Annotated in this window: 7 protein-coding genes, 2 tRNA genes, 2 rRNA genes and 1 riboswitch (1 of these 12 only partly in view); of the genes, 3 read left to right on the forward strand and 8 right to left on the reverse strand. The window is 60.0% G+C overall.

Features of this window, described 5'->3' with window-relative positions:
- From BN32_RS23540 to BN32_RS23560, 4 genes are all read right to left on the reverse strand, one after another.
- Positions 1 to 359 (reverse strand): 23S ribosomal RNA (locus BN32_RS23540); it reaches 2,461 nt to the left of the window's first position.
- Positions 360 to 860: 501 nt separating this feature from the next.
- Positions 861 to 936, reverse strand: a tRNA-Ala gene (locus tag BN32_RS23550).
- 97 nt (positions 937 to 1,033) lie between these two features.
- Positions 1,034 to 1,110, reverse strand: a tRNA-Ile gene (locus BN32_RS23555).
- A gap of 208 nt (positions 1,111 to 1,318) precedes the next feature.
- Positions 1,319 to 2,807 (reverse strand): 16S ribosomal RNA (locus BN32_RS23560).
- The 16S and 23S rRNA genes sit together here with 2 tRNA genes alongside, the layout of an rRNA operon.
- 1,078 nt (positions 2,808 to 3,885) lie before the next feature.
- Between BN32_RS23560 and BN32_RS23565 the strand changes: the two genes are divergently transcribed.
- Positions 3,886 to 5,916, forward strand: coding sequence for a LysM peptidoglycan-binding domain-containing M23 family metallopeptidase (locus BN32_RS23565; protein WP_040427535.1), 2,031 nt, complete (start codon positions 3,886 to 3,888; stop codon positions 5,914 to 5,916).
- Positions 5,917 to 6,136: 220 nt separating this feature from the next.
- On the opposite strand, the gene clpB is transcribed toward BN32_RS23565, so the two are convergent.
- Positions 6,137 to 8,770: an ATP-dependent chaperone ClpB gene (gene clpB / locus BN32_RS23570; protein ID WP_019200007.1), complete on the reverse strand. Its 2,634-nt coding sequence runs from the start codon at positions 8,768 to 8,770 to the stop codon at positions 6,137 to 6,139.
- 219 nt (positions 8,771 to 8,989) lie between these two features.
- On the opposite strand from clpB, the gene BN32_RS23575 reads away from it, so the two are divergent.
- Positions 8,990 to 9,775 (forward strand): MOSC domain-containing protein, encoded by a 786-nt coding sequence (locus BN32_RS23575; RefSeq protein WP_040427645.1) that lies wholly within the window; start codon positions 8,990 to 8,992, stop codon positions 9,773 to 9,775.
- Positions 9,776 to 9,898: 123 nt separating this feature from the next.
- Here the strand turns inward: BN32_RS23575 and BN32_RS23580 are convergent, their stop codons facing one another.
- From BN32_RS23580 to metX, 3 genes are all read right to left on the reverse strand, one after another.
- Complete coding sequence (locus tag BN32_RS23580) at positions 9,899 to 10,513, reverse strand: TIGR02594 family protein (protein WP_019200005.1); 615 nt, start codon at positions 10,511 to 10,513, stop codon at positions 9,899 to 9,901.
- Positions 10,514 to 10,700: 187 nt separating this feature from the next.
- A complete protein-coding gene (metW, locus tag BN32_RS23585) occupies positions 10,701 to 11,360 on the reverse strand; it encodes a methionine biosynthesis protein MetW (protein ID WP_019200004.1) in 660 nt (219 codons plus the stop codon).
- Between the two features lies 1 nt (position 11,361).
- Positions 11,362 to 12,561: a homoserine O-acetyltransferase MetX gene (metX, locus tag BN32_RS23590; RefSeq protein WP_040427537.1), complete on the reverse strand. Its 1,200-nt coding sequence runs from the start codon at positions 12,559 to 12,561 to the stop codon at positions 11,362 to 11,364.
- Positions 12,562 to 12,650: 89 nt separating this feature from the next.
- A riboswitch (SAM riboswitch) is annotated at positions 12,651 to 12,730 on the reverse strand.
- A 363-nt stretch (positions 12,731 to 13,093) separates the two neighbouring features.
- Between metX and BN32_RS23595 the strand changes: the two genes are divergently transcribed.
- Positions 13,094 to 13,933 (forward strand): chorismate mutase, encoded by an 840-nt coding sequence (locus BN32_RS23595; RefSeq protein ID WP_019200002.1) that lies wholly within the window; start codon positions 13,094 to 13,096, stop codon positions 13,931 to 13,933.
- Positions 13,934 to 13,947: the final 14 nt, after the last annotated feature.

Consider the following 13,947-nt stretch of genomic DNA (forward strand, 5'->3'; position numbering starts at 1 on the left):
AGGTTCTGGTTGTCTCACATTTATGACTGGCCTGGTCCGCGTTCGCTCGCCACTACTAGCGGAGTCTCGGTTGATGTCCTTTCCTCCGGGTACTTAGATGTTTCAGTTCCCCGGGTTCGCTTAAAACCTCCTATGTATTCAGAGATTTCATACCTTCACTTGATAACCGAAAATCCAAACCCACGGTGACTTGCGTCATCGTGCGCTTAGAGTTTCGGCTATCGAAGGTGGGTTTCCCCATTCGGAAATCTGTGGATCAAAGCTCCTTCGCAGCTCCCCACAGCTTATCGCAGCGTAGCACGTCCTTCATCGCCTCTCATCGCCAAGGCATCCACCGAACACCCTTAAGGCACTTGATTGCTCTCATTATCAATATCCACACACTCGGCAGAATGTTGAACTGCACACTTGCTGAAGATCCGGAGATCATCAGCGCGCCCCCTCGATAGAGGCTGCATGCAGCTGGATATGATTAGAAAGACCAGCTTGCTTCGTAAGATCGAACCGATAGTGAGGCGGTCAAGCTTCACTAACAAAGACGCTGTCACACAAGGTAACAACATCGGCCGTCTTGCGACGCCCGATGCCATCCCGAACCATCTTGCGATGCTTCAGAATGAGCGGCCAGGAGATAGTGCAAGAATCCGCAACGCACATCTTGCGATATGCTTCGCGATCCAAGCTCGGATCGATCTCCTCTTTACGATGTCAGAAATCCCGCAGGCAGCGTTCTGGTGAGAACATTCTGCATGCGAAGTGATGTATCGCGGACATTGAAACAGGCGCCACCCGTACGGGGCACACTGTGAACACGCTGCTATCAAGCAGTCGCTATGAACTCGTCGCCCCATCCAGACTTCTGGTGGAGGCAGACGGGATCGAACCGACGACCTCATGCTTGCAAAGCACGCGCTCTCCCAGCTGAGCTATGCCCCCGTTCCAGAAGACGAATGCTCAACGCAAAGACAGCGTTTCTACAAGATGCGATGTCGTGACGTGAGCGCAGCAACCTCAATGGATAGTCGCGCAAATATGGTGGGCCTGGGAAGACTTGAACTTCCGACCTCACGCTTATCAAGCGCGCGCTCTAACCAACTGAGCTACAAGCCCCAACGACGAGGAGCTCGGCCGGCGCGACGTCGCATATGCAACGTGCATCGCTGTGGCGCCGCCCCTGGCGCGTGTTCGTCCGCGAAGAAAGAGAAACGAAGACGGCGGTGTCCCGCCAATGCAGCTCAGCGATTGATCCAATCACTGGCCACTGATGTTTCTAAAACGATCCGATAGTTGCCGAAGCAAGCTGAAGGACCATCCTTAGAAAGGAGGTGATCCAGCCGCAGGTTCCCCTACGGCTACCTTGTTACGACTTCACCCCAGTCGCTGACCCTACCGTGGCCGGCTGCCTCCCTTGCGGGTTAGCGCACCGTCTTCAGGTAAAACCAACTCCCATGGTGTGACGGGCGGTGTGTACAAGGCCCGGGAACGTATTCACCGTGGCATGCTGATCCACGATTACTAGCGATTCCAACTTCATGGGCTCGAGTTGCAGAGCCCAATCCGAACTGAGACGGCTTTTTGAGATTTGCGAAGGGTTGCCCCTTAGCGTCCCATTGTCACCGCCATTGTAGCACGTGTGTAGCCCAGCCCGTAAGGGCCATGAGGACTTGACGTCATCCCCACCTTCCTCGCGGCTTATCACCGGCAGTCTCCTTAGAGTGCTCAACTAAATGGTAGCAACTAAGGACGGGGGTTGCGCTCGTTGCGGGACTTAACCCAACATCTCACGACACGAGCTGACGACAGCCATGCAGCACCTGTGCTCTATGCCCCGAAGGGAAGGCTCCATCTCTGGTGCCGGTCATAGACATGTCAAGGGCTGGTAAGGTTCTGCGCGTTGCGTCGAATTAAACCACATGCTCCACCGCTTGTGCGGGCCCCCGTCAATTCCTTTGAGTTTTAATCTTGCGACCGTACTCCCCAGGCGGAATGCTTAAAGCGTTAGCTGCGCCACTGAAAAGTAAACTTCCCAACGGCTGGCATTCATCGTTTACGGCGTGGACTACCAGGGTATCTAATCCTGTTTGCTCCCCACGCTTTCGTGCCTCAGCGTCAGTATCGGGCCAGTGAGCCGCCTTCGCCACTGGTGTTCTTGCGAATATCTACGAATTTCACCTCTACACTCGCAGTTCCACTCACCTCTCCCGAACTCAAGATCCTCAGTATCAAAGGCAGTTCTGGAGTTGAGCTCCAGGATTTCACCTCTGACTTAAAGACCCGCCTACGCACCCTTTACGCCCAGTGATTCCGAGCAACGCTAGCCCCCTTCGTATTACCGCGGCTGCTGGCACGAAGTTAGCCGGGGCTTATTCTTGCGGTACCGTCATTATCTTCCCGCACAAAAGAGCTTTACAACCCTAGGGCCTTCATCACTCACGCGGCATGGCTGGATCAGGCTTGCGCCCATTGTCCAATATTCCCCACTGCTGCCTCCCGTAGGAGTTTGGGCCGTGTCTCAGTCCCAATGTGGCTGATCATCCTCTCAGACCAGCTACTGATCGTCGCCTTGGTGAGCCGTTACCTCACCAACTAGCTAATCAGACGCGGGCCGATCTTTCGGCGATAAATCTTTCCCCGTAAGGGCTTATCCGGTATTAGCACAAGTTTCCCTGTGTTGTTCCGAACCAAAAGGTACGTTCCCACGCGTTACTCACCCGTCTGCCGCTGACGTATTGCTACGCCCGCTCGACTTGCATGTGTTAAGCCTGCCGCCAGCGTTCGCTCTGAGCCAGGATCAAACTCTCAAGTTGGACTTGAACTTTGAACCGGCTGATCACATCGTTTTGACGAGGTCCCACCATTTTTGGTCAACCGAAGCTGACCGCCGTCCGTGATTCACATCACTGACAGCGATGGTGTAACCTTATAAAACGTGTACCGCCGAAGTCTTTCGTCCGGTCTCAACCCCTTGAAAGCCGAAGCTTTCTCGCGATCGAGACCCGCAAGGACTCCGCCGTCCACGTTTCTCTTTCTTCATCTTTACTTGTCAAACAACCCGGTGCCGAAGCATCGCCCTCCCTGTACGGGAGAAAATCTCGTTTCTGATCTTCCAAAGTGAAGGTCATCAGGCGACATCCCGTAGGATGCCAGCGCCCCGAAGGGAGCGAACCAGTAGACCCTCCCGAAGAAGGAAGCAATCTCTTTTTTCAGAATTATTCGGCGATTTTCTCTTTCGAAGAAATCAACGAACCTCTCTGAAGAAGAGGATTTGCCAAGCATCTATTCCTAGACACCCGGCAACCTTACCTCGAAAACAAATCCTCAACCGACATATATCGGCTGATGCTTCACTCTTCAAGGTGAGGAGCTTGTGAGACACAGACAACCGCCCGGGCCGTTGGGCCCCGGCGCCGCCGCGCTCAGTGGCCGTCTTATAGGGCAGGCCTTCGAACCTTGTCAACGCCCTTGTCAAAAATCCGTCGCACTGCACCGAAGATATTTTGCAACGCAAAGAAGTCCCCGGTTTATTGGGCTTTTGCGCCGTACTAGAGCCACATTCCTGCGACGTTCTGCACAGGAAACATGCCTTGGCCGGGCGAATAGAAGTATAGTTTCGGCCGGCCGGTTCGAAGATTCGGCGGTGATGCGGGATCGTCGTCTGACTTGGGATCGAAAAACATCCTTGGGGTCAAAAAGAATCGACGAGTTGACGTTCGGCGATCTCGCCAACACTTTGGCGCACGGCGAATAAACGACGGCGGGATAACCAGGCGCTTGTGGCTCGTAATTGCCCCACCCGGGGCAATGAGCCGGACGAAAGGCAAACTGGCAGTTCGTTGCGTACTGAGTATTTTGTAGACCAAGACGAAGACTTTGGGGGACGGCAGTTTGAACCACGGGACGTCACGCGGGGGACACTATGGGCGTGCCGGGATCATTGATCTCGGTCATGAGCCCCCGCTATCCGTCGACGGGTCGGAAGCCGCGGTGATCGACCGCCGCCGTGTCTCCGTGCAGTGGTTCAGCGGAACGATTCTCACTGGTCTGTGCGGCGCGGCTCTGATCGGCGGCGCCGTTTTCGCGTCACTCGATGGCGAAATGACCTTTGCCAAGGTGCCGGAACGCGTCGAAGGCGCGCTGCGCGGCGCGTTTGGCGCCAATGACAAGGGGGCTGTCGCGCGCAAGAGCGACCGTCTTCCGCCGCCGAGCGAATCGGCGGCGGCGCGTCAGGTGATCCGCGTCTCCACTGCAGTGCGCGCCGGCGGCCGCGACGTGATGCGGGTGCGCCCGTTCGTCCGAATTGCCGGCAACCTGTCGCTGACGACCAGCGATCTCTCCGCGAAAGTCCCCGCCTTCAATGCCCAGCGCATGCTGACCGATGTCGGCACCGCGGCACCCGCGGACGGCGACGATTCGCAGAATCCGAACGCCGCCGAGCCGGATGCCGAAGTTTCATTTGTGACGCGCGACCTCGCCTCGGTGCTGCCCCGCGCCAAGATCGCAGCCAATGTCGCCATTGATGAGGTGCTGCTTCGGGTTCGGGATGCATCGAGCTGGCGAGGTAACAGCGCCGTCAAATATGCGTCCAGCAACCCGGCCGATCTCAAGATGGCCTATGCGGCGGAAGGCACGCCCGATCCCTATGCCGGGTTCGAGGCCCGCGTGGTGCCGGAAAACGTCACCCTGCTGCCGAAGACCAAGGAACAGATCACCGGCGGCAACCCTTCGAGCGAGCGAATCCATATCGTCAAGAAGGGCGACACCGTCCAAACCATCCTGCGCGACATGGGCGCGAGCCCCGGCGAAGCGCTGGCGATCGCCAACAATCTTGGCGCGCGCGGCCGCGACGCCGGACTGAAGGAAGGCCAGAAGCTGCGCATCATGATGGCCGGCACCGGTCCGGGACTTCAGCGCCAGCAGCCGGTCCGCGTCATCGTCGCCAACGAAACTACTATTGAAGCGGTGGCAGCGCTTTCGGATCTCGGTAAATACGTCGCCGTCGACGTCCAGAGCTTCAACAGCGTGGCGGAAACCGCCAATGCCAGCGACGACGATGACGAAGATGACGGCACCGGCGTGCGGCTCTATCAGAGCATCTACGAGACCGCGATGCGCAACAAGGTTCCGGCCGCCGTCATCGAGGACATGATTCGCATCTACTCCTACGACGTCGACTTCCAGCGCAAGGTGCAGGCCGGCGACTCGTTCGAGGTGTTCTTCGCCGGTGAAGACGAAACACCGGTCAACAACGAAAAGACCGAAGTGCTGTACGCCGCCCTCACCGTCGGCGGTGAAACCAAGAAATACTATCGCTTCCAGGCCCCCGACGATTCCATCGTCGATTACTATGACGAGACCGGTAAGAGCGCGAAGAAATTCCTGGTCCGCAAACCCGTCAACAACGCGATCATGCGCTCCGGCTTCGGCGGCCGCCGTCACCCGATCCTCGGCTATACCAAGATGCACACCGGCGTGGACTGGGCCGCCCCTTACGGCACGCCGATCTTCGCATCCGGCAACGGCACCGTCGAGAAAGCCGGCTGGGAAGGCGGCTACGGCAAATATATCCGCGTCAAGCATCCCAACGGATATGAAACCGCCTATGGCCATATGACCGCTTTCGCCAAGGGCATGGAGCCCGGCAAGCGCGTGCGGCAGGGCCAGGTGATCGGCTTCGTCGGATCGACCGGCCTCTCCACCGGAGCGCATCTCCACTACGAAATTCTGGTCAACGGCCGCTTCGTCGATCCGATGCGTATCAAGCTGCCGCGCGGACGGTCGCTCGATGGTCCGATGCTGGCGAACTTCGAAACCGAACGCGACCGGCTCGACGGCATGATCAACACCCGGCCCGGCGGCAACCGTCCGCAGCCGCAGGCCGCCAAAGGCCAGAAGACGGCGCAGGCCAGCGACCGCTAGGCTCTACACGCTGAAGAAGAAATAAATTCGAAAGCCCTGCTGCGGTTCGCCCTTCGCGGACAGGAAAAGAAACGAACCATCCTGTCATGGCCGGGCATAGCTGTTCATAGAACGGCGTCGCTTCCGCTCGCCTTGTCCCGGCCATTCCGACAAACAGAACACATGTCCGACTCATCAGGATCACCGGGACAAGCCCGGTGATGACAAGATGTGTGTGAGTTCAGTTCAGCTTGCTCTTCGGCACCGGCGGTGCCTCCGCATCGATCTTGGCGAGCTGACCGTTGAAGGTCAGGCCGCCATCGCCAGCAGAGACCGCGACGGTTTCACCGTCATGGACGCGGCCAGCGAGAATCATCTCCGCCAGTGGATCCTGCACCGCGCGCTGGATCGCACGCTTCAGGGGACGTGCGCCGTAAGCCGGATCCCATCCCTTCGCAGCCAGCCAGTCGCGTGCCTTGTCATCCAGCGTCAGCGTGATCTTGCGATCCGCCAGCAGCTTCGACAGCCGCTGCATCTGGATGTCGACAATGCGGCCCATTTCGGTTCGCTGCAGCCGGTGGAACAGGATGATCTCATCGACGCGGTTGAGGAATTCCGGACGGAAGCTCGACCGCACAATGGCCATCACCTGATCGCGCACCGCAGCCGTGTCCTCGCCCTCCGCCTGACTCACGAGATACTCGGAACCGAGGTTCGAGGTCATGATGATCAGCGTGTTGCGGAAATCGACGGTGCGGCCCTGACCATCGGTCAGGCGGCCATCGTCGAGCACCTGCAACAGCACGTTGAACACATCCGGATGCGCCTTCTCGATCTCGTCGAACAGCACGACCTGATACGGACGACGCCGCACCGCTTCGGTGAGCGCGCCACCCTCATCATAGCCGACATAGCCCGGAGGCGCGCCGATCAGCCGCGCCACCGAGTGCTTTTCCATGTATTCGGACATGTCCATGCGCACCAACGCGGTCTCGTCGTCGAACAGATATTCGGCGAGCGCCTTGGTCAGCTCGGTCTTGCCGACGCCGGTGGGGCCGAGGAACATGAACGAGCCGATCGGGCGGTTGGGATCCTGCAATCCGGCGCGCGAACGCCGCACCGCTGTGGACACCGCACCAACAGCCTCAGCCTGACCGATGACGCGCTGCGCAAGCTGCAACTCCATCTTGAGCAGCTTCTCGCGTTCGCCCTCAAGCATCTTGTCGACCGGAATGCCAGTCCAGCGCGACACCACCTGCGCGACGTGACTGGCCGTCACCGCTTCCTCGAGTACAATATTGCCGGCCTTCTCGCTCTCCTCGAGCGCCTTCAGCCGCTTTTCGAGATCGGGAATGCGGCCATAGGCCAGCTCGCCCGCCTTCTGGAATTCGCCGCGCCGCTGCGCGTCGGCCAGTTCCTGGCGTGCCTGCTCCAGTTCGCTTTTAACCTTCTGGGCATCCGACAGCTTGTCGCGCTCCGCCTGCCACTTCGCAGTCAGCGCGTCGCCCTTCTCTTCGAGCCCGACGAGCTCCTTCTCCAGCCGCTGCAGGCGATCCTTCGACGCTGAGTCGGTTTCCTTCTTCAGCGCTTCCTGCTCGATCTTCAGCCGCACGATCTCGCGATCGATGTTGTCGAGCTCTTCCGGCTTGGAATCGATCTGCATCTTCAGCCGCGCCGCGGCCTCGTCGATCAGGTCGATGGCCTTGTCGGGCAGAAAGCGGTCGGTGATGTAACGGTTCGAGAGTGTCGCGGCAGCGACGATCGCGGAGTCCGTGATGCGGACACCGTGATGCAGCTCATACTTCTCTTTCAGGCCGCGCAGGATCGACACCGCGTCCTCGACGCTCGGCTCGCTGACGAACACCGGCTGGAAACGGCGGGCCAATGCCGCGTCCTTCTCGACATGCTTGCGATATTCGTCGAGCGTGGTCGCGCCGATGCAATGCAGTTCACCGCGCGCCAGCGCAGGCTTGAGCAGATTCGACGCATCCATCGCACCATCGGCCTTGCCGGCGCCGACCAGCGTGTGCATCTCGTCGATGAACAGGATGATCTGACCGTCGGAGCCGGTGACTTCAGACAGCACGGCCTTCAGCCGCTCCTCGAACTCGCCGCGATATTTCGCGCCGGCAATCAGCGCGCCGAGATCGAGCGACAGGACCATTTTGTCCTTGAGGCTTTCGGGCACGTCGCCGTTGATGATCCGCAGCGCGAGGCCCTCGACGATGGCCGTCTTGCCGACACCGGGCTCGCCGATCAGCACCGGGTTGTTCTTGGTGCGGCGTGACAGCACCTGAATCGTGCGGCGGATTTCCTCGTCGCGGCCGATCACCGGATCGAGCTTGCCGTCGCGTGCGGCCTGCGTCAGGTCGCGGGCATACTTCTTCAGCGCGTCGTAGGCATTTTCCGCCGACGCGCTGTCGGCGGTGCGGCCCTTGCGCAGCGCATTGATCGCAGCATTGAGGTTTTGCGGCGTGACCCCGCCTTTGGCGAGCAGAGTGCCGGCCTCGCTGTCCTTATCGAGCGCAAGCGCAAGCAGCAGCCGCTCTACCGTGACAAAACTGTCGCCGGCCTTGTCGGCAGCCTGTTCAGCCGCATCGAAGGCGCGCGCCGTTGCCGGCGCCAGATAGACCTGCCCTGCGCCCCCACCGGACACTTTCGGCATCTTGTTCAGCGCATCCTCGGTGGCTTTCAGGATCGCGCGCGAATTCCCGCCCGAGCGGTCGATCAGACCGCCGGCCAGACCTTCACTGTCGTCGAGCAACACTTTCAGGATATGCAGGGGCGTGAATTGCTGATGGCCCTCACGCACGGCCAGAGTCTGTGCCGACTGGATGAATCCCTTCACACGGTCGGTGTATTTTTCAATGTTCATTCGGGTTTTCCCTCAGCCTGCCATCTCCGCCCCGAAGGCACGGATATTAGCATCTTCAATGGGTTTCCGCCGACGGCATTGACGTTCCTCAACCCGGGGCGGCGACCGGCATTGCACCGGCCTGGCGTTCATGTGGGAACTCCGGTCCGCCTGTGAAAGAGGCAGGGGCAAAATTTGACCGAGATGGAACGGAACGGAGAATCCGCCTACGAATACGGAATGAAGCAGCAAAACTCCGCCACCGTTGCCGGTATCTATCGCTACCCGGTCAAAGGCCTTTCACCGGAAGCGCTCGACAATGTCACCCTGCAGGAGGGCCAGACGCTGCCGGCGGACCGGCGCTATGCCATCGAGAACGGGCCTTCCGGGTTCGATCAGGCCGATCCGAAGTATTTTCCGAAGAATCGGTTTTTGATGCTGATGCGCAACGAGCGCCTCGCGGCGCTTCAGAGCCGGTATAACGACGGCAGCAACGTCCTGACCATCGGTTACAACAACGCAGAGGTGCGCGGTGATCTGGAAACGCCTGACGGACGCGCCGCGATCGAGACCTTTTTCACCGAGAATTTTTCGCCCGAATTGAAAGGCCCGCCCAAAATCCTGTCGGCTCAAGGCCACAGCTTCTCCGACGTCGCCGCCAAGGTCGTGTCCATTATCAATCTGGCCAGCGTAGCCGCCATTGAGACCATTGTCGGGCAGCCGGTTCACCCGCTACGCTTTCGCGGCAATCTCTATGTCAGCGGCTGGGCTGCCTGGCAGGAATTCGATCTGCTCGGGAAAGTACTGACGATCGGCAGCGTACGGCTGAAAGTGGTCAAGCGGATCGTGCGCTGTGCCGCTGTCAATATCGATCCGGTCACCGCCGAACGCGGCATGAACATCCCGCATGCATTGATGCAAATGTTCGATCACGCCGATTGCGGCGTCTATGCCGAGGTGATCACCGGAGGCGATATCAAGGCCGATGATTCAATCACCGTACTTGAAGAACAGCGATTGCTCTGAGCAGAGGTGCCGTCACCCTGCGGAGCGCGCTGTTGCGCGCCTCGAAGGGCGACGGCATTGGTTCGTCATCCTTCGAGGCGCGCCGAAGATGGCTTGCACCTCAGGATGACGTTGCCGCGCAAATCAGCTTGACGGCATGACGTAGGCGTGGATGCGTCCGCGCGAAAAGCTCGCCTCGGCGACACGGCGGCCGTAGTTGCCCGAGATCACGATCGGATTGCCCTTGGCGTCGATGCCGCTGACGACCCCGACATGACCGCCGCGGCGTCCGCGTGACATCACCGCGATGGCGCCGACCTGCGGGCCGGAGATGCGCTGGCCGTAGCTCGCGAACGAACGCGCCATATCCGAACCGGTGCCTTTGTGTCCGGATTTTTCGAGAACCATGTTCATGAAGCGCGCGCACCACAGACTGGCCCGGCTCGTGGGATTCCCGCTGCCGATATAGCGCCGCGCTTCGGCGACAATGTTCGATCCGCCGAAACCACCGAAACCCTGCGAGGTTGACGTTTCCACAGAGGCCGCAGCAGCAGCGGAACGGCCGCGCCGCGCATGATGACGAGTGCGGTGGCCATAATACTTTTTAGCGTGATGCTTGGATTGGTGAGCGTGATAGTGCCGGCTTGCGCCGTGGTGTGGCCTCGCCGAAGCCGGTGTCGCCAATGCGACGATTGCCACCGAACACAGCGCCAGCGCGGCGCTCCGAAGCGGCAGACGAAATTTACGCGATGCAGTCATTCAACAGTCCTTCGTGACACCCTGATGCCCATCGTTCGCACGCGAACGACATGCCGCAGCGCACAAAACGGGTGGGTGTGACGAGAGCAAGACGCGGTAAGGCGCTCGCCGAGTCATTTCGCGGCGATAGCGGGATCATTTGATGGCGAGAATGCGAACATACACGGCCACATTAGAGCCGTGAATGTTAATCGCGGCGCGTGAGCAGGAAGACGCCCTGTTCGCCGAACATATTCCAGAACCACCACGGCGCGTTGAGCCGCAGCGGCCGGCCATAGAGATCGAGCGCGACGGCGCGCTCCATGTTGACGTTGATCTCGTTACAAAGCTGCACGAAATCCTTGATGGTGCAGAAATGGATGTTCGGCGTGTCGTACCACGTCGCCGGCAGGTTGTCGGTGCGCGGCATCTGGCCCTTCACGAGCAACTGGAGGCGCATTTTCCAGTGGCCGAAATTCGGGAACGACACGATGGCGCGGTGACCGATGCGCAGCAGGTTTTCAAGCACCACGCGCGGCTGGCGCGTCGCCTGCAGGGTCTGCGACAGGATCACGTAGTCGAACGCATCGTCGGGATAATTGATCAGATCGGTGTCGGCGTCGCCCTGCACCACCGCAAGCCCCTTGGCGACGCAGCGGTTGACGCCCTCGCGGGACAGTTCGATGCCGCGCCCGTCGACGCCGCGTGTTTCCAGAAGCCGCAGCAGATCGCCTTCACCGCAGCCGACGTCGAGCACCCTTGAGCCGGGCTCGACCATCTGCGCGACCAGCAGATGGTCTGCGCGATAACCGTTCTCGGTGACGGGAAGAACCGCGGTCTGACGAAACGCCTGATCCTGGATCGTCATGTTATCGGCTCGCCGAGGTCAGGCCGTGCGCCGACGCAGCCGATTCAAGAAATGCGCGGGAGATTTCGATGAACTCGGGCACGTCGAGCAGAAACGCATCGTGTCCCCTGTCGGTCTCGATTTCCGCAAACGACACCCGCGCGCTGCCGGCGTTGAGCGCATGCACGACCGCGCGCGCCTCCGACGTCGGAAACAGCCAGTCGCTGGTAAACGACACCACGCAGAAACGCGTGCGCGTGCCGCGCCAGGCTTCCGCCAGCACGCCGTCGTGATCGGCGGCGATGTCGAAATAGTCCATCGCACGGGTCAGGTAGAGATAGCTGTTAGCGTCAAAGCGCTCGACAAAGGACGAGCCCTGATGACGCAGATAGCTTTCCACTTCGAAGTCCGCATCGAAGGAGAATGTCGGAACATCACGATCCTGCAGGCGGCGGCCGAACTTGCGATGCAGTGCCGCGTCGGACAGATACGTGATGTGCGCGGCCATGCGCGCGACGCCGAGCCCGCGGTGCGGATGGGTGCCGTCCTCAAAATAGCGTCCGGCGCGCCAGTCCGGATCGGCCATCACCGCCTGACGGCCCAATTCATGGAATGCGATGTTCTGCGCCGAATGGCGCGTGCTGCACGCAACCGCCAACGCGGAGAACACGCGCTCCGGATACGCTGTAGTCCATTGCAGCACCTGCATGCCGCCCATCGATCCGCCGACGACAGCGAACAGCTTCTCGATGCCGAGATGATCGAGCAGCATCGCCTGTGCCCGCACCATGTCGGGGATGGTGATGACGGGAAAATCGAGTCCCCACAATTTGCCGGTCGCGGGATTTGTCGATGACGGACCCGTCGAGCCCATGCATCCGCCAACCACATTGGCGCATACGACGTAGTAGCGATCCGTGTCGATCGGTTTGCCGGAGCCAACCAGCGTCTGCCACCAGCCGGGCTTGCCCGTGACTGGATGCACATTCGCGACATGCTGATCCCCGGTCAGCGCATGGCAGATCAGAATGGCGTTGGAGCGATCCCCATTGAGCTGGCCATAGGCCTGATAGGCGATCTGGAACGGCGCGAGATCGATGCCGCAGTCCAGCCGCAGCGGCTTGTCCACACCGAACAGCGCGACCAGCGACGACGGATGATCCGCCTCGTGTGCGCGCTCAGTGGACACCGTGTCGCTTTTCAAGGGTTTAACATTAACCATCTTGTTACTGGCCTCCTCAGCAGGTCTTTCAGACCAACATCGGAAATCAGGCCACAAAAAACCCGGCCTGAAACGAGGTTCGGCCGGGATCACTTATGTCCCCGGCCTGTTTAGCGAGTTGTTTAACGTGGCTGCAAGCCGGCCGGCTCAAATGACCACGGAATAGCTAAGTTACTAGTCACGAACGGCCTTTTCGTCAAGCTGCACCGCGGAATCACAGGCCGCCCCTGCACTGGCCTGAGGCCGGAATTGCCAATGTTTTCTTTGCTTTCAGGCGATCTCCTGCCTATCAATGCGCCCGTCACCTGGTGCCCTGAATCCGAAGTTCGCCCGATTTTGCAGCACGCTCCCGGCGAACTTCGGATTCAAAAGGGCACTAGAGAACTAAAATTCTAACGTGGTTTTGGTTCGCAAGTCCGCAAATGGACGTGCTGAGAAAATGTTACGGACTTGCGAGCCACCACACTAGCCATTTTCGATCAATTCCAGACGGCCTTGCGCCGCAAGCCGCGTTCGGACCCAAGTTGAACCAATGACCAAACAACCGCCATCACTTCAGGACCTGCGCCGCGAAATCGATTCCATCGATGAGCAGGTGCATGGTCTGTTGATACAGCGCGGCGACATCATCGACCGTCTCATTTCGGTGAAGAAGACGCAGGAAGTCGGCTCGGCGTTCCGGCCCGCGCGAGAGGCCGATATGATGCGCCGGCTTGCGCAACGTCACCGCGGCATCCTGCCGCTCGACACCATTGAGAGCATCTGGCGCGTCATCATCTCGACGTTCACCTACGTCCAGTCGCCGTTCTCGGTACACGCCGATTTATCCGTCGGCGAATCGGCGATGCGGGATTCGGCGCGATTTCATTTCGGCTTCACCGTTCCGTTTCTTGCGCACTTCAACGCCGAGGCCGCGGTCGAGGCGGTGGCCAAATCAAAGGGTGATCTCGCGCTGATTTCAGCTGTGAGCAGCCGCTCGCCGTGGTGGAGCGCGCTGGAGCCCGCAGCCGCCCCGAAGATCATTGCGCGATTGCCGTTCGTCGAGCGCGCCGATCATCCGGCTGCACTGCCGGTGTTCGTGGTCTCGCGCGTCGCGGCGGACGCAATGGTCACCGAAGTCGAGATGTGGAGCGTTCGCGTATCCGGCTGGAGCGCGGATGTGGCGCGCGCGCTGTCGCCGTTCTCGGAAATCATTGCCGTTCCCGACACAGCATCCGACGGCGCTGCCCTCTTGATCTCAGTTCCGGGCACAGACGGGCTGGCAAAAATCACCGCCGCGCTGGTCGCTGCGGGGGCGTCCGTGCGCTCATCAGCCCTCGTCGGAAGCCATGCAACGCGCTATACGGTGCCGCCGACCACTGCGTCCAAATAGTCTTTTCTTTCGGA

The organism is Afipia birgiae 34632, assembly GCF_000308295.2.
Taxonomy (GTDB): Bacteria; Pseudomonadota; Alphaproteobacteria; order Rhizobiales; family Xanthobacteraceae; genus Afipia; species Afipia birgiae.

Coding starts and splice junctions, on each gene's coding strand:
- BN32_RS23575 (WP_040427645.1), top strand. CDS start 8,990: ATGAAGCAGCAAAACTCCGCCACCGTTGCCGGTATCTATCGCTACCCG.
- metX (WP_040427537.1), bottom strand. CDS start 12,561: ATGGTTAATGTTAAACCCTTGAAAAGCGACACGGTGTCCACTGAGCGC.
- BN32_RS23595 (WP_019200002.1), top strand. CDS start 13,094: ATGACCAAACAACCGCCATCACTTCAGGACCTGCGCCGCGAAATCGAT.
- clpB (WP_019200007.1), bottom strand. CDS start 8,770: ATGAACATTGAAAAATACACCGACCGTGTGAAGGGATTCATCCAGTCG.
- metW (WP_019200004.1), bottom strand. CDS start 11,360: ATGACGATCCAGGATCAGGCGTTTCGTCAGACCGCGGTTCTTCCCGTC.
- BN32_RS23580 (WP_019200005.1), bottom strand. CDS start 10,513: ATGACTGCATCGCGTAAATTTCGTCTGCCGCTTCGGAGCGCCGCGCTG.